11 protein-coding genes and 1 pseudogene are annotated in these 16,332 nt (G+C 59.4%); 3 read left to right on the top strand and 9 right to left on the bottom strand.

The genetic code is table 11. From position 1 onward, the window contains the following. Positions 1 to 101: 101 nt before the first annotated feature. The 7 genes and pseudogenes from rpmI to ACN19L_RS02390 form a co-directional block, all read right to left on the bottom strand. Positions 102 to 296 (bottom strand): 50S ribosomal protein L35, encoded by a 195-nt coding sequence (gene rpmI, locus ACN19L_RS02420; protein WP_226268612.1) that lies wholly within the window; start codon positions 294 to 296, stop codon positions 102 to 104. A gap of 183 nt (positions 297 to 479) precedes the next feature. Then, positions 480 to 1,037 (bottom strand): annotated as a pseudogene (gene infC, locus ACN19L_RS02415) (translation initiation factor IF-3); the annotation flags it as partial. 229 nt (positions 1,038 to 1,266) lie between these two features. Beyond that, the gene (thrS, locus tag ACN19L_RS02410) at positions 1,267 to 3,231 is read right to left on the bottom strand and encodes a threonine--tRNA ligase (RefSeq protein WP_426491959.1); all 1,965 of its coding nucleotides are present in this window, start codon (positions 3,229 to 3,231) and stop codon (positions 1,267 to 1,269) included. Positions 3,232 to 3,373: 142 nt separating this feature from the next. Continuing rightward, entirely contained in the window at positions 3,374 to 4,459 is a 1,086-nt protein-coding gene (locus ACN19L_RS02405) for a tetratricopeptide repeat protein (protein WP_426491958.1), read from the bottom strand. An 87-nt stretch (positions 4,460 to 4,546) separates the two neighbouring features. Then, positions 4,547 to 5,404, bottom strand: coding sequence for a hypothetical protein (locus ACN19L_RS02400; RefSeq protein ID WP_426491957.1), 858 nt, complete (start codon positions 5,402 to 5,404; stop codon positions 4,547 to 4,549). A gap of 151 nt (positions 5,405 to 5,555) precedes the next feature. After that, positions 5,556 to 8,327 (bottom strand): DNA gyrase/topoisomerase IV subunit A, encoded by a 2,772-nt coding sequence (locus ACN19L_RS02395; protein WP_426493561.1) that lies wholly within the window; start codon positions 8,325 to 8,327, stop codon positions 5,556 to 5,558. 224 nt (positions 8,328 to 8,551) lie between these two features. Continuing rightward, positions 8,552 to 10,465: a DNA topoisomerase IV subunit B gene (locus tag ACN19L_RS02390; RefSeq protein WP_426491956.1), complete on the bottom strand. Its 1,914-nt coding sequence runs from the start codon at positions 10,463 to 10,465 to the stop codon at positions 8,552 to 8,554. A 193-nt stretch (positions 10,466 to 10,658) separates the two neighbouring features. On the opposite strand from ACN19L_RS02390, the gene ACN19L_RS02385 reads away from it, so the two are divergent. The 3 genes from ACN19L_RS02385 (at position 10,659) to ACN19L_RS02375 (ending at position 14,149) form a co-directional block, all read left to right on the top strand. Then, positions 10,659 to 11,843 (top strand): AI-2E family transporter, encoded by a 1,185-nt coding sequence (locus ACN19L_RS02385; RefSeq protein WP_426491955.1) that lies wholly within the window; start codon positions 10,659 to 10,661, stop codon positions 11,841 to 11,843. A gap of 201 nt (positions 11,844 to 12,044) precedes the next feature. Then, complete coding sequence (locus tag ACN19L_RS02380) at positions 12,045 to 12,515, top strand: ferritin-like domain-containing protein (protein ID WP_426491954.1); 471 nt, start codon at positions 12,045 to 12,047, stop codon at positions 12,513 to 12,515. Positions 12,516 to 12,670: 155 nt separating this feature from the next. Beyond that, positions 12,671 to 14,149, top strand: a complete 1,479-nt coding sequence (locus tag ACN19L_RS02375) for an exonuclease domain-containing protein (protein ID WP_426491953.1) — start codon at positions 12,671 to 12,673, stop codon at positions 14,147 to 14,149. 11 nt (positions 14,150 to 14,160) lie between these two features. Here the strand turns inward: ACN19L_RS02375 and ACN19L_RS02370 are convergent, their stop codons facing one another. Together ACN19L_RS02370 and ACN19L_RS02365 are read right to left on the bottom strand one after the other, a co-directional pair. Further along, positions 14,161 to 14,583, bottom strand: coding sequence for a hypothetical protein (locus ACN19L_RS02370; RefSeq protein ID WP_426491952.1), 423 nt, complete (start codon positions 14,581 to 14,583; stop codon positions 14,161 to 14,163). Positions 14,584 to 14,656: 73 nt separating this feature from the next. Next, positions 14,657 to 16,243 (bottom strand): hypothetical protein, encoded by a 1,587-nt coding sequence (locus ACN19L_RS02365; protein ID WP_426491951.1) that lies wholly within the window; start codon positions 16,241 to 16,243, stop codon positions 14,657 to 14,659. Positions 16,244 to 16,332: the final 89 nt, after the last annotated feature.

Raw genomic sequence — 16,332 nt, 5'->3', positions numbered from 1 at the left:
TCTACCGGACGCCTGGTGAAAAATGAGTTGTTTGTTCTCGGTAATTGGTCTTAGGCCTAGCGGTTGATCAAATCAGCCGAAACCCGAAAACCAGCAACCAATTACAGGTTGAGCATGTCCTTCACGCGGTTCATGTCGGCCGAGGAAACCAGACCAACGTGCGTGAGGGCACGCTTCTGCTTGGTGGTTTTCTTGGTCAGGATGTGGCTTTTGAAGGCGTGCTTACGCTTGATCTTGCCCGTGCCGGTCAGCGAGAAACGCTTCTTGGCGCCGGACTTGGTCTTCATTTTCGGCATTGTGGTGGTGATAAAAGGTGAAAAACTGCGGCGGTCGGCTGCCTAGGGCCGGTGCGCCAGCGTAAAAGTGGGGCCGAAGCCCCGGAAAAGCTATTCAGCAGCCTTATCGGCGGGAGCAGCGGCAGGTTTAGCTTCCTTGGGAGCTTCTTTACCACCTTCCTTCGGGGCAGCGGCCTTGGCTGGTTTAGCCGGGGCTACGGCTTTGGGAGCCAGGTACAGGAACATGCGCTTGCCTTCCAGCTTGGGCAACTGCTCTACTTTAGCCAGGTCTTCCAGAGCCTGGGCAAACTTGAGCAGCAGGATTTCGCCCCGCTCTTTGAACACAATGCTACGGCCAACGAAGTGCACGTACGCCTTAATCTTGGCACCTTCCCGCAAAAACTCCTGGGCGTGCTTTAGCTTAAAGGCAAAGTCGTGGTCATCAGTGTTGGGTCCGAAACGGATTTCCTTAATGACTACTTTGGTCTGCTTGGCCTTCAGCTCGCGGGTCTTCTTCTTCTGCTCGTACTTAAATTTCGAGTAGTCGATAATGCGGCATACCGGCGGTACGGCCGTGGGGGAAATTTCTACCAGGTCCAGGTTTTGTTCCTGAGCCATGCGACGAGCCTGGTCAGTGGAATAGATGCCTTGCTCCACGTTGTCGCCAACGAGGCGAATTTCACGGGCCGTAATCTTCTGGTTGATTTTGAACGGCTCCTCGACCTGGGTGCGAGGGATGTAGCGGCGGTTGGGGGTAGCTATGGCGGTTTCTCCTTAAGGTGAAAGTCGGTTTTGCGCGTGATTGACCGGACACTAGTTGGTCCGCATGGGTTCAATCAGCGGGCGAATATCCGGCTTTTTTTCCAAACGCTCAAAAAAGCCTATGTAAAATTATGCTCCTGGGGCGGCCAGGAACGAGCAGGCTCCCGTACCCAAGCGGGTAACGGGAGCCTGCCACCGGCCAGCCGGGTAGCTGGCCGGACTGCTTGGATTAGTGGGTTTCGGCGGTTGCTACCTTCCCATCCATCATATCCTGCACCTGCTGCTGGAAGCTGCTGATGAACTCGGCAATGGGCATGCTGCCCACGTCACCCTGGCCGTGGCGGCGCACGGACACCACGCCCTCGGCCTGCTCCTTCTCCCCTACGATGAGCATGTAGGGAATCTTGGAAACCTCCGCGTCGCGGATTTTCCGGCCGATTTTCTCGTCGCGGTGATCCACGGTGCCGCGCAACTCGGCCTGCACTAGCTGGTCGTACACCTGCTGGGCGTAGTCGTGGTACTTCTCCGAAATGGGCAGCACGGCAAACTGCTCGGGCGAGAGCCAGAGCGGGAAGTTGCCGGCGCAGTGTTCGATGAGTACGGCCACGAAACGCTCCAGCGAGCCGAACGGCGCGCGGTGAATCATGACGGGGCGCTGACGGGAGTTGTCGGGGGCCACGTATTCCAGGTCGAACCGCTCGGGCAGATTGTAATCCACCTGAATGGTACCCAGCTGCCACTTGCGGCCCAAGGCGTCGCGCACCATGAAGTCGAGCTTGGGACCGTAGAAGGCGGCTTCGCCCAGCTCCGTTACCGTGTTCAGGCCTTTCTCCGTGGCGGCTTCGATGATAGCCTGCTCGGCTTTAGCCCAGTTCTCGTCGGTGCCAATGTACTTGGTTTTGTTTTCCGGGTCGCGCAGGGAGATCTGGGCGGTGAAGTCGGGAAAGTCGAGGGCGCGCAACACGTACAGTACGATGTCAATTACCTTCATGAACTCCTCCTTCACCTGATCGGGGCGGCAGAAGATGTGGGCGTCATCCTGGGTGAAGCCGCGCACCCGCGTGAGGCCGTGCAGCTCGCCCGACTGCTCGTAGCGGTACACGGTGCCAAACTCGGCCAGGCGCACCGGCAGGTCGCGGTACGAGCGGGGCTTGGTTTTGTAGATTTCGCAGTGGTGGGGGCAGTTCATGGGCTTGAGGAAGAATTCCTCGCCCGGGTTCGGCGTTTTGATGGGCTGGAACGAGTCGGCTCCGTACTTCTCGTAGTGGCCGCTGGTCACGTACAGCTCCTTGGAGCCGATGTGGGGCGTCACCACGGGCGAATAGCCGGCTTTTACCTGCGCCCGGCGCAGAAACTGCTCCAGCCGCTCACGCAGGGCGGTGCCTTTGGGCAACCACAGGGGCAAGCCCGCGCCTACCTTCTCGGAGAAGGCAAACAGTTCCAGCTCCTTGCCCAGCTTGCGGTGGTCCCGGCGCTTGGCTTCTTCCAGCTTCTCCAGGTACTCCGTCAGCTCCTTGGCTTTGGGGAAGGTGATGCCATAGATGCGCGTGAGCTGCTTGTTTTTCTCGTCGCCGCGCCAGTAAGCCCCAGCCACATTCAACAGCTTAACGGCCTTAATGGGCGAGGTATCGGGAATATGGGGGCCGCGGCAGAGGTCGGTGAAATCACCCTGGGTATAGAACGTGATGGAGCCGTCGTCGAGGCGCTCCAGCAGATCGAGCTTATAGGGGTCCTGCTTCTCGGTGAAGTAGGCAATGGCGTCGGCCTTGCTGACTTCGCGGCGCTGATACTGGCTTTTTTTCTTGGCCAGCTCCAGCATTTTCTGCTCCACGGCGGGCAGGTCGTCGGTAGAGATGGCGCGGCCTTCACCCAAGTCGATGTCGTAGTAAAAGCCATTTTCGATGCTGGGGCCGATGCCCAGCTTCACGCCAGGATACAGGGCTTCCAGCGCTTCGGCCATCAGGTGCGCCGAGGAGTGCCAGAACGTGGACTTGCCGTCGGGGTCGTTCCAGGTGAGAATGGCCACCTCAGCATCGTGTTCGATGGGGCGGTGCAGGTCGCGCACTTCGCCGTTGACGCGCACACCAAGGGCATTGCGGGCGAGGCCTTCGCTGATGCCGGCAGCAACGTCGTAGCCCGTGGCGCCATCTACAAACTGGCGCACCGAGCCGTCGGGGAGGGTGATATTGAGCATAAAATGGGATTTGTGGCTATACAAACAGCCGTGAGGCCGCAAGTTACGCAAGTGATGAGATTGTGAGGTGGTGAAATGGAGAGTTTGATGTTCTGCTAATGCACTATTCGCGTGTTGAACGGCAAACTCCCCGCCTCAGCATCTACAACCCCGGCTGCTGGGCCTGGAGGGGCTCAATGGCCTCCACGGGGGCCGGGCGCGGAGTTTCATTCACGATGACTCCGCGGGAGCGGTTGCCAACTTTCCAGGCTTTGTAAGTCCAGTGGCGGTTGCCGGGGTTTTCCTGCACCAGCAAGCGGTACTGGTCGGCGGCTTCAGCCCAACGAGCCAGGCTTTCGAAGCTTTCGGCCAGCATTTGGCGGGCGTTTTCCAGGCGCGGCGCGCGGCGTAGAGCCCGCTGCAGATGCGGAATGGCCTGGGCGTACCGGTGACCTTTATAAGCCGCAAGCCCCAGGCGATAATCGGCCCGGTAGAATGTAGTGTCCAACTGCACGGTACGGGCGTAGATGCGGGCAGCACTGTCGGGCTGGTTCTGCAACTCAAACTGCCGGCCGTAGTCATACCAGAGCGGACCGTAAGTAGGTGCCAGCTTCAGGCCTTTAGCCGCGTACTGCGCGGCCTGCGCGGGCTGCCGGAAGGCATTCAGCAGAAAGGCCAATTGGTGCAGGGTTTCGGGTTGGCGGGGGTCACGGGCGAGACTGGCCCGCAGGTAATCCAGCGCCTGCACGGTATCCTGCAAGCCTACGTAGGCCACGCCTTTATAAAACAGGGCGGCGGCTAAGTCCGGCTCCTGCTGCAGGGCGCGGTCCAGTTGGTCCAGCGCATCCTGGTAGCGGCGGGTAGCCAAGTGCATCTCCCCCACCAGCAGGTTCAACTCAGGCGAGGCAAACCCACGGCGGGCGGCTTCGTTGGTGGCAGCCAGCGCCGATTTAATGCGGCCCTGGGCACGCAGCGCCCGGGCCTTGGTGAAGTAGAACTCGCCCGGTGACTCATCCAGCTCCACTGCTTGTTCAATATCCTTCAGGGCAGCCTCTACCTGGCCTGCTTCCAGCCGGAAAGCAGCCCGACGCGCATACAAAGAGGCACTGCGGGGCTGGCGTTGAATAGCGCCGTCAAGTTCTTCGGCCTGAATATGCGGGCCGCTTTGCACGGTTTTCAGGTTCACCATGCTTTCAGGGCGCTCCGTCGGGGCTTCGGCACAGCCAAGCAGCCAGCCGGAGGCCAACACAAGTGAAAACCAAGAAAAATGGGAGGCAGACACGAGCAACGATAAAAAACTGGTCTAAAGATACGGGGCAAATTCGGCAGTAAGTGGTTACAGCCGTTTCAGACGACGATGCACCTGCCGGCGGAGCTGCCGGTTCAGTAGCTCCAGCATGCGGCGGCAGCGGCGGCTGGTTTCCAATTCATCCACCGTAACGGGCGTCAGCGTCACAGCTTCCTGCAGTACGGCGGTGGCGCGGGTTTGCTGGCCCCGGTTCAGGTACACGCGCGCGAGGTCATAGGCGTACTGGATACGGTGAGGATCCAGCTCATGGGCTTTGCGCAACGCATCAATAGCCATGAACGTGCTGGCTCCGGTGGGCATACCGCCCAGAAAAACCCGGCTGAAGATTCGCTCCAGAATGTTGTAATGGTCCACGCGGTAGTGCCAGCGGCCCAGCAACTGCCAGGCATCGGCCCACTCCGGGCGCAGTTCCGTAGCCCGGAATACATGGGGACGCATTTCCCGGTAGGCCAGCAACCGCCCCCGGGCCGTGAGCAACGGAGCCTGGGCTGCCAGGCAAAACGCTTCGGCATAGTGCCCTTCGGCTCCATCTGGCCGCACCACCAAGGCTCGGTTGGCGTACAGCCGGGCCGCCGAAAAATAGGCCGCCTTCCGGGTTTCATCGGTGTAGCGGCTACCAATACGGATGCTCAGTACAGCGGCCGGCCACAGGGCCTCGTACGTGGCCGGTGCTTTGCTGAGCACCTGCTCGTACTTAGCCAGGGCTTCCGACTCGTGGTATTCACTCTGCAGCCGAGCCGCTTCCGCCAGCAACCGGGCCGTGGCCGGATCGGGGGCAGAAAGGGCTGCCGGTGCGGCCTGCCCGCCCGCTTGGGCCCGGCCTAGCTGCGGAATTGCCCAGGCCAGCAGCGTCCAGCAAACCAGGGAGCAAACCAGACGGAACATACCAGGCAGCAACAAAGGATAACGGGGCAAAGACGAACGACGAAAAAGACGCCTGATTACGCGCAAAGTTGAGCATTCAGCAGCATAATGGCCGCCCAACTAAGTTGGGCGGCCATGTAGTTCCGGGAAAAGCCCGGAAAATGCGGTGAATTTAAAACAGTTTCAGCTGCGACTTGGGCGTTTTCAGGACCGCCTGCGCCTGAGCCACGTCGGCATCTGAAATATCTACGGGCCCCGTCTGGTCGGGCAGAGACTCGGCCGTAACCGGCGCGGTGGCCCGTGGTATGGTGGCCGGGCCGGCTTTCTTCTTAGCCGCCTTGCGCTCCGGCTCGGGGCCTTCGTCAGTGAGCAGCTGGATGGCGTGCACCTTGAAGTAGCCCAGCTTATTGCCCTGAGCCTTCCAGCCCTTCACGTCGATAAACTCGTGCAGGAGCAGCTTTTCGGTTTCCTTGTCGGCCTTTTTATCGCGCTGGAGCTTGATTTCCACCTCGGGCTCGGGGTTGGCCGTCACGGCAATCAGCTTGGAGCCCTTGGTTTCGGAAATGAATACGAAGCGCTTATCCAAGGTGCTCGTTTCAATCTTGAACCGCTTTACGAAGTAGGTTTTCGACTCGCCCTCCTGGTACACGGCCGTTAGCACGGTATCAGGCTCCAGCTTGCGCAGCAGCACCATGTTGGCCATGTCGAAGTGCAGGGCCAGGTCCGGCGACTGCAAATCGTAGCTACCATCCTTGAACACGCGCAGCAGGGTGTCGTCGGTATCGAAGGCCCCCAGGTAGCGGCCGTGGCCGGCGTGGTTGAGACGGCCCACTACGCTGTCGAAGAAGGTTTCGCGCCCGCCCAGGGTGGAGTCGCCCAGGCTTTTCTGCACGATTTTCTTGATGGGCTGCTTGGTTACGATGTTGCCCATCGAGCCCTTGCCCTTGATGGCCAGCTCGGCAAAATCGAAATCAAACTGCTTCACGCGGGCCGCCGCCTTATCCGAGAGCTGTATATTCACCACCTCCGACTCGGAGTTGGGGTTGGCCGTGAGGTAGAGCGTTTTGGTGCCCTTGGTGCCCTTGGTCAGGTCGTAGGTCTTGTCGCGGGTGATGCCCGTTACCAGGAAGCGCTTGGCGAAGCTGATGCCCGAGGCCCCGTCCTGGTAAATCATGTTGTACACCAGCCGGTCGTCGTTCTTGTTATACACGCCCACGTGCAGGATATCCTTGCCCACGAAGGTTTTCTCGGCAATCTTGCTCACCATGAACGTGCCGTCGCGCCGGATGCTGATGATGTCGTCCAGGTCGGAGCAATCCACCACAAACTCGGCTTTTTCGTCCTTTTTGAGGCCGTAGCCCACAAAACCGTCCTGACGGTTCACGTACAGCTTCTGGTTGGCAATGGCTACTTTCTGGGCCGTTACCACGTCGAAGGTGCGCAACTGGGTTTTCCGCTCCCGGCCGGCGCCGTACTTTTTCAGCAGCCCTTCAAAGTAGTTGATGGCGTAGCGGGTGAGGTTGGCCAGATGGTCGGCCACCTCGGCCAGCTCCGTTTCCAGGCGCTGAATGTACTCCTCGGCCTTAAAGCCATCAAACTTGCTGATGCGCTTGATGCGGATTTCCGTCAGCCGGGTCAGGTCGTCCTCGGTGATGGCGCGGCGTAGCACAATGCGCTGGTCGTTGGCTTTGGGCTTCTCCCCTTCCACGCGCACAAACTTGCGCAGGCCGGCATCAATGGTCTGCAGAATATCCTCCCAGGTTTCGCACTCCTCAATTTTACGGTAGATGCGGTTTTCGATGAAAATCTTCTCCAGTGAAGCCGAGTGCCACTTCTCCTGCAGCTCGTCCTGGCGGATTTCCAACTCCCGCTCCAGCAGACGCACCGTTTTCTGGGTGCTGAGCTTGAGCATGTCCTCCACCCCCACAAACCGCGGCTTCTCCTCAATAATCACGCAGGTATTGGGCGAGATGCTGATTTCGCAGTCGGTGAAGGCGTAAAGGGCGTCCATCGTCAGGTCGGGGCTCACCCCGGCCGGCAGGTGCACCTGAATTTCCACCTCGGCGGCGGTGTTGTCCACCACCTTCTTAATCTTGATTTTATTGGCTTCCGAGGCCTTCACAATGCTTTCCATCAGCGCCGTGGTGGTGGTGCCGTAGGGAATGTCGCGGATGGCGAGCAGGGTTTTGTCCACCTTCTCAATGGTGGCGCGCAGGCGAATTTTGCTGCCGCGCAGGCCGCCGTTGTAGTTGGTTACGTCGCAGAGGCCGCCGGTGGGGAAGTCCGGGAACAGCTGAATGTCGCGGCCCCGCAGCACGTCGATGCTGGCCTTGCACAGCTCCCGGAAGTTGTGGGGCATGATCTTGGTGCTCAGGCCCACGGCAATGCCCTCCACGCCCTGCGCCAGCAGCAACGGGAACTTCACGGGCAGCGTGGTGGGCTCGCGCTTGCGGCCGTCGTAGCTCATCTGCCACTCCGTAATATCGGGATTGAACACCACGTCCAGGGCAAACTTGCTGAGGCGGGCCTCGATGTAACGCGGCGCGGCCGCGCCGTCGCCGGTGCGGATGTCGCCCCAGTTACCCTGGGTTTCAATCAGCAAATCCTTCTGGCCCAGGTTCACCATGGCGTCGCCGATGCTGGCGTCGCCGTGGGGGTGGTACTGCATGGTCTGCCCGATAACGTTGGCTACTTTGTTGAAGCGGCCATCGTCCATTTCCTTCATGGCGTGCAGAATGCGGCGCTGCACGGGCTTGAGGCCGTCTTCGATGGCGGGTACGGCCCGTTCCAGAATCACGTAGCTGGCGTAGTCCAGAAACCAGTTCTGATACATGCCATTCACGGTGGCTACGTCGTGAATCGTCTCGCCGGGCGCAAATTTGGGCTCCTCCTCGGGCGCGGGTTCCTCGGATACCAGCTCAGCGGTTGATTCGATAGCCGCCATTTCCAGCAGCAGCTCACCGTCCTCACTCACCGCAAGCTGCGAAGCGTCGGTCGGGGCGGATGCAGCCCCAAATTCAACAGAGTCACCAGCCCCGAACAAGTTAGGCTGCTCTTCCGAATTTGGGTCTTGGGGGTTCATTTCTTCTGACACGGTAGGGTGTGGCACCTGCCACAGTTATTGTTCTTGTACCTCTCCCCGACCAGCGGCCGGAGGAACTCCTGAAATTACGCCAGATCCTCTTCCGCTACTTCCGCCACAGGCAGCACGTCGGAGGTTATCAAGTCCTTTTCCTGCCGCAGGTTGTCGATGATAAATTCCTGGCGGGCGGGCGTGTTTTTGCCCATGTAGTAAGTCAGCACCTGCTGAATGGAGCGGTCCGACTGCAGAATCACGGGCTCCAGCTTAATGTTGTCGCCGATGAACTTGCCGAACTCGTCGGGGCTGATTTCGCCCAGGCCTTTAAAGCGCGTCACTTCGGGGTTGCGGCCCAGCTGGCGCATGGCGGCCTGTTTTTCCTGCTCGTTGTAGCAGTAGATGGTGGTTTTCTTGTTGCGCACCCGGAACAGCGGGGTTTCCAGAATGAACACGTGGCCGTTGCGCACCAGATCAGGGAAGAATTGCAGGAAGAACGTGAGCAGCAGCAGCCGGATGTGCATGCCGTCCACGTCGGCGTCGGTGGCAATGACCACGCGGTTGTAGCGCAGGTTTTCGATGCCCTCTTCAATGTTGAGGGCGTGCTGCAGCAGGTTCAGCTCCTCGTTCTCGTACACAATCTTCTTCTTCAGCCCGAAGCAGTTGAGCGGCTTGCCCCGCAGGCTGAATACGGCTTCCGTTTCCACGTTGCGGCTCTTGGTGATGGAGCCCGACGCGGAGTCGCCCTCGGTGATAAACAGGGTGGTAAGCAGGGCTTTTTCCTCGTCCTTGGTTTCGCCCAGGTGCAGGCGGCAGTCGCGCAGTTTGCGGTTATGCAGGTTAGCCTTTTTGGCGCGCTGGTTGGCCAGCTTTTTCACCCCGGCCATGTCCTTCCGCTCCCGCTCACTCTGCTCAATGCGTTTCTTAAGGGCCTCCGCTACCGCCGGGTTTTTGTGGAGGTAGTTGTCGAGGTGCTCCTTGACGTAATCAAGGATGAAGCCGCGCACAGTTGGCCCATCGGGGCCCATATTGAGGGAACCAAGCTTGGTTTTGGTCTGACTTTCAAATACCGGCTCCTGCACCCGCACCGAAATGGCAGCCACAATGGAGCCCCGGATATCGGCCGCGTCGTACTCTTTCTTGTAGAACTCGCGCACGGTTTTCACCACGGCCTCGCGGAAGGCAGCTAGGTGAGTACCGCCCTGGGTAGTGTACTGCCCGTTCACGAACGAGTAGTACTCCTCGCCGTAGTCGTTGCCGTGGGTAAGGGCCAGCTCAATATCCTCCCCTTTCAGGTGGATAATGGGGTAGCGCATGGCCTCGGGGTCGGCCTTGCGGGCCAGCAGGTCTTTGAGGCCATTTTCGGAGTGGTAGCGCTGGCCGTTGAAGTTGATGGTGAGGCCCGCGTTCAGGTAGCAGTAGTTCCAGATCTGGCTTTCCAGGAACTCCGGGATGAAGCGGTAGTTGCGGAAGATGCTGTCGTCGGGCTGGAACACCATCAGCGTACCATTGCGCTGGCTGGTGGGCTGGGGCTGGGCGTCGGTTTTGAGCAGGCCCTGTTCAAACTCGGCGGCCTTCAGTTGGCCGTCGCGCACGCTCTGCACCAGAAAATAATTACTAAGCGCATTAACCGCCTTGGTGCCTACGCCGTTCAAGCCAACAGATTTCTGGAAGACTTTGCTGTCGTACTTGCCGCCCGTGTTAATCTTGCTGACCACCTCCACCACCTTACCCAGCGGAATGCCCCGGCCGTAGTCGCGCACCTGCACCCGGCTGTCGGAGATTTTGATGTCGATGGTGCGGCCGTAGCCCATTACGTGCTCATCGATGGAGTTGTCGATGACTTCCTTTACCAGCACGTAAATACCATCGTCGTAGCTTGAGCCGTCGCCGAGCTTGCCGATGTACATACCGGGACGCAGCCGGATGTGCTCCCGCCAGTCGAGGGAGCGGATGCTGTCTTCGGTATATGCGTGGGAAGCGGAAGAAACTTGCTGTTCAGCCATCAGAGAAAACCAGAAATCAGATTCGGGGTAAAATAACGCAGAAAATTGACCTTTTCCGCGCCGCATTTCGCTAGTAAAGTTAGCATTTTACCGGCGCTTTCGCCAATCACAACGGTCGAATCAGGAAAAAATTCGCGTTAATTCCCCGTAACCGCTTCCTCTCTTTCCCCTCAATTACCAATCATATTAGCAAATGCTGCACCCCAACGCACAACACCATCTGCCGCCTTCCGGCCACAAGCCCAGCCCGGTAGTAAAGCAAACGCCCATCATTCAGTTCGCCTTTTTTATGGTGGGGCTAGTGCTGTTGGTGTACACGCTTAAAATTCTGGACGACATTCTGCTGCCGCTGCTGTTCTCGGCGGTGTTCACGCTGCTGCTGTTGCCCATTTGCCGCTGGCTGGAATTGCGCGGGGTACCCCGGGTACTGGCCATTGTAGTGTGCCTGCTGCTTGTTATTGCCGTGTTTGTGGGCATTATTCTGGGATTCGGCTCCCAGCTGGCTCAGTTTAAAAATGAGATTCCGAAGCTGCAGACCAAGATGATGCAGTTTTTCACCGACATCCAGGAATGGGCCCACACGAAGTTCGGCTACCAGCCCATGAGCATCGCCGACCTGAAGGAAACCTCCATCAAGGCTCTTAAGAAATCGGGTGGCTCTTATCTGGGCACCACGCTCAACACCACTACCGCCGTACTCAGCAACCTGGCTCAGGTACTCATTTACATCTTTTGCTTTCTGTATTACCGCGACCATCTGCGCCAGTTTATGTTCCGGTTTGTGGCGCCGGACAAGCGCACCACGGTGCTGCACACCGTCGATAACATTCAGACGGTAGTGCAGGCCTACATTTCGGGCTTGGTAAAGGTGATTATCATCGTATCCATTCTCAATGGCATCGGCCTGCTGGCGCTGGGAGTGAAATTTGCCATCTTCTTCGCCATTTTCGCCTCGGTGCTGGCCGTCATTCCTTACATCGGCATCATGATTGGGGCTACTGTTCCGGCCATTATCACGCTGGTGGAGACCGGCTCCCCGGTGCAGGCGGCGCTGGTAATTGGTGTGTTTGTGGTGGTGCAGTTTCTGGAAGGCAACTTTATCACGCCTATGATTACCGGCTCGCAGGTAAGCATCAACCCGCTGGCTGCCATCCTGGCCCTGATTCTGGGTGGGGAGTTGTGGGGTACGCCGGGCATGATTCTGAGCATTCCGCTGATGGCCGTGGCCAAAGTGGTGCTGGACGCCAACAAAGCCACCGAGCCCTGGGGCTTTCTGCTGGGCGATACGGCCGAGGGCGAGGATTCCGTGAAGCCTGAGAATAAGCAACCCAACGCGCTACAACGACTCTGGGGCCGACTAACCGGCAAAGCGGCCTGATACCGCAGCTGCGCTACTGCCTGAAGGGTCTGTCGGCACGTTGCCGGCAGACCTTTTTTTTGTCCCCTGAGAATGCCGTGCGGCACCAGCAGCCAAATTTTGTACGCAACCTCAGCCCGCCTCCGTACGGTATACCACCCAGCAGCCCGGGCCAACACCCTACCTGCCGATGTGCTCTTTACCACCCTAATTTTCTTTCCTATGTCAACCATCACCGGCGAAACCGCCCGCGCATACAACGACCTCGTAGAAATCAACAAAACGGCCGCTAAAGGCTACCAGGAAGCCGCTGAAGGCGTATCCAGCCCCGATTTGAAATCGAAGCTTAGCCAGATGAGCCAGCAGCGCGCCCAGTTTGCTTCGGAGCTTAGCCAGCACGCCCAGCAGTACGGCATCAACCCTGAAAGCGAAGGTACCGTGGAAGGCTTGGTAGCAGATGCTGCCGCCGCCGTACACCGGGGCTGGATCAACATCAAATCGGCCGTAACGGGCCAGGACGACTCGGCCATTCTGGGTGAGTGCGAAACCGGCGACGCCACCGCGCTGAAAACCTACGAAACGGCCCTGCGCTCCAATGAGTTGCCGGTAGAGGCTCGTAACGTGATTCAGAAGCAGCACGGCGAAATTCTGTCGGCCAAGAACTGGATTACCCAGCAAAAAGGTACCCGCTAATACCCTTGTCCGGTAGTATTAGTGTAGAAAGCCCGCCCCCAAGGCGGGCTTTTTGCGTGCCTACCTACTTAGGCAGCGGTGGTTGCAACCTTCCGGCCGGGTATCTTTGTTACCAATCTGTTTAGCTATACCGCCGCATTCGTAGCACGCCGCCTTTGTACGCCATCATCGACCTTGAGACCACCGGGGGCCAGCCCACGCAGGACCGCATCACGGAAATTGCCATTTACATCCACGATGGGGAAAAAGTGGTGGACGAGTTCAGCACCCTGCTCAACCCCGGCCGCAACATTCCCTTCTTTATCACGCAGCTCACCGGCATCACCGATGATATGGTGCGCGATGCGCCTAAGTTTCACGAGGTGGCCCGCAAAGTGGTGGAGATGACTGAGGGCTGTGTGTTTGTGGCTCATAATGTGCGGTTCGACTACTCATTTCTGAAAAAGGAGTTTGCCGATCTGGGGTATAATTACTCGCGCAAAACCCTGTGCACGGTGCGCCTGAGCCGCTCCCTGATGCCGGGGCAACCCAGCTACAGTCTGGGCAAGCTGTGCCAAAACATTGGCATTCCGCTGAACGGCCGCCACCGTGCTGCCGGCGACGCCGCCGCCACCGCCATTCTGTTCGGGCGGCTACTGGCCATCAGTCAGCAGCAGGACCCCGACAGCACCCGCCCCGCGGCCGATACGCTGGCCGTGGTGGATGCCAACGCCCCGGCCGGCCGCAAGCCCGAAACCAGCAAGCAGCCTTCGCCCCGGAAGCTTAAGGCGGTGCAGGAGGCTATCAAAACTGCCCTGCTTCCACCCAATATCACCCCCGAGAAAGTGGCTTCTCTGCCCCAGGAAGCGGGGGTGTATTACTTCCACGATGAGGCTGGGGAGGTGATTTACGTGGGCAAGAGCATCAACATCTATAAGCGGATTCAGCAGCACTTTGCCGTCGATTATAAGTCGCGCAAGAGCATAGAGTTCAAGAACTCCATCTCGGATATTACATGGGAGCTAACGGGTTCGGAGCTGGTAGCATTGTTGTACGAGTCGCACGAAATCAAGCGGTTAAAGCCGCTGTACAACCGCAAGCTGCGCCGCTCCGTGTTTCCGGCCGGTATTTTCCTGCGCACCGATGAGAACGGCTACAAGCGCCTCTACTACGGCCGCGCCGACGACCACGCCCAGTCGCACCCGCTGATTGCGCTGGGCAACCAGTTCAAGGCCAAGGGCTTTCTGTTTCATAAAGTAGCCAAGTTCAACCTCTGCCAGAAGCTCTGCGACCTGTACAAGACCCAGGGTTCCTGCTTTGACTACCAGGTGCACCGCTGCAAAGGTGCCTGCATTGGGCTGGAGCCGGCCGAGGAGTACAACAAGCGCGTGGAAGAGGCCATTGAGTCGTTCACCTACGAGCACGGCTCCTTCGTGGTAATCGGGGCCGGCCGCCGGCCCGATGAGAAAAGCCTGGTAGTGGTGGAAAACGGCCGGTACATGGGTTTCGGCTATGTGGACGAAACCTTCACCGCCCGTCGTTTCCCGGACTTCCGGGACGCCATTACCCGCTACCACGATAATAAGGACGCCCAGCAGATTATCCGTCAGTATCTGCGCACCGAGCACAAAGACAAAGTGAAAGTATTCGGTTAAACCTGCTGTGGCTAATGAGGCCGTTGCACTTGTTGCAGCCACTGCACGGCAGTGGTTTCGTCATTGAAACGGCGCATCTGATAGGTACGCTGCCGGTCGTGCTCGGCGGTGTAGAAAGCCGGCAAGGCGTCCGTGAGCTGCTGGTAGGATGGCGAAAGAAGCTGACTCAGGTACACCGTTTGGCCCAGTAGTTCGGCTAGCCGCGGAAAAAACTCTTCCAGCCCCCAGCGGGTAGTTTCCGCGTCGGCCGGTAAGCGTCGCCGGCCATCCAGCAGCCAATAGGGGCAGCTACACTGCCGGGCCGCTTCCAGAATAAGCTGATAGCCTTCCCGGGTTTCGGCTCCCGTAACCGGCCGCAGCCACCGGGCTACCAAAAAATTCAGGTCGCTGCGAAACGAGAGTTGCAGATAGTCCGGAGCGTCGAAAATGCGCATACCAACAGAATAGGGCCTAAAGATAGGCAGCCGGGCAATAGAAGCAGGCGGCACTCCCTGTGTCTGGCCGGGCTCAAAACAGCCGGTGGCGTAGCAGCCAGCCGGCTCCGTCAAACTCCTCGGCCCGGGGCTGGTACTTCTCCAGCCGGAGCTTGCCGGTACGCAGGGTATTTCCGTCCCCACTGTCGTAAATGGTGAGGCGGCTGGGCGGACGCTTTGTCGGAGCAGGCGTGGCCTCTACCACGTCCTGACCGGCGCCATCGTACACCCCAATTTCAATGCGGGCATCGGGCTGGCCGCGCAGTTCAAACCCATCATTGCCGCCCAGCCCGAACAGCTTGATTGACCGGGTTTCGCGGTGGCTGAACTGGCGCTGCTGCACCAGCACGGCCCCTTCGGGCGTGAGTCGGAACAGCTGCACCCGCACCAGCCCCGGCCCGGCCGGCTCCACCACAAACCGCTCGGCTTCATCGGTACCGGGCAGCTCCACATCCCGGGCCAGCAGCTGGTAAAACTTGTCGGCCACGGCGGGCAGCTGCTCCCGACGGCGGCGCAGCTTGCGGCTGAATTCGGTAGCGCTCATCTGCTGCACTTCGGCGGGCCACACGCGTAAAGCCCGGTCAATAGCGGCATCGGGCAGCGCCTGGCGCAGCGAATCGGCCACCTGCCGGAAATCCTCCCGACTCAGGTAGGCCAGTAACGATTTATCCATGGGCCGGGCGGCCTGGTTAAGGCCCTCCACATCAGCCAGCCGGATTTCTTCGTGAAAACTCTGGTAGTTGGTTTTCACCCAGCCAATGATGTGGGTGAGCAGACCGTCATCGAACTTAAAGAACGCATGGTCCCGGTCGCGGGGAATGGCGCGGTACACCGTGCGGCCGGAGGCCGCCGGAAAGCTGGCCCATCGCCACTGGTCCTCCCGCCGGCTCCAGTCGCCCAGCCACATATCAAACAGGCGGCTGCGCAGGTATTGCCGGGCATCTACGCGGAAGCGGGTGCTGGCTACCAGGTTCGTGAATACTTTGCGGGAGCTTTCCACGGCGGCTGAGTTACCGAAGCTTGTTACGGTACGCTGGTCTCCCTCGGGGCGCTCTTCAAACAGGTAGAGGGCATTGGCAAAGCTCTGACGGTATTCGCCCAGGGCGGGATCATCGGCTACATATACCAGCCGGGGGTTGGTGTGGTATAGCCCGGCCGCCTGGGCCAGCGGGGCGGCTATATAGGCCCCGTAGGGATGAATAACGCTGGTCTGGTCCTTCATGAGCCGACCAATGGGGCCATCCTGCAGGCCTTCGGGCAGGGCTTTGGTGGCATCCTTATCCACGGAGCGTAGCACGTACTGCACGCCGTTGCGGTCTACCAGCCGCAGGTTTTTGGTCTGGAACGAGCCGCCTTCCCGAATGGGAGTAAGCCCGCCCGGCACGGCCGTGCGCAGGTTGAAGACCGGAGCCGTCACGGGCAGCCCCCACAGCGGCCGGTAGTGCGTGCCCCAGAAAAACCGGTGCAGGGCTCCCCGGTCATACTGCGGACCGGCAGCCACCTGCACCGTGGAGTCGGGACGAATGGTGGGCCGGGTGGCGGGCCGGGGCTGGGCCGGGGCTGAGCACGATACCAGCAGCAGGCTGCCACTCAGGCTGGCAGTTACCCAGGAGTTGGACAAGGAGAAGAGCACGAAAGACGAATTTTGAACGTAGGCACTGTGCCCGCATTAGAACAGTAGGCCTTATAGCGCAAACCCTGCCTTGGCGG

The organism is Hymenobacter sp. 102, from assembly GCF_049949205.1.
GTDB lineage: Bacteria > Bacteroidota > Bacteroidia > Cytophagales > Hymenobacteraceae > Hymenobacter.
This window is presented reverse-complemented; position numbering and strand designations above follow the sequence as displayed.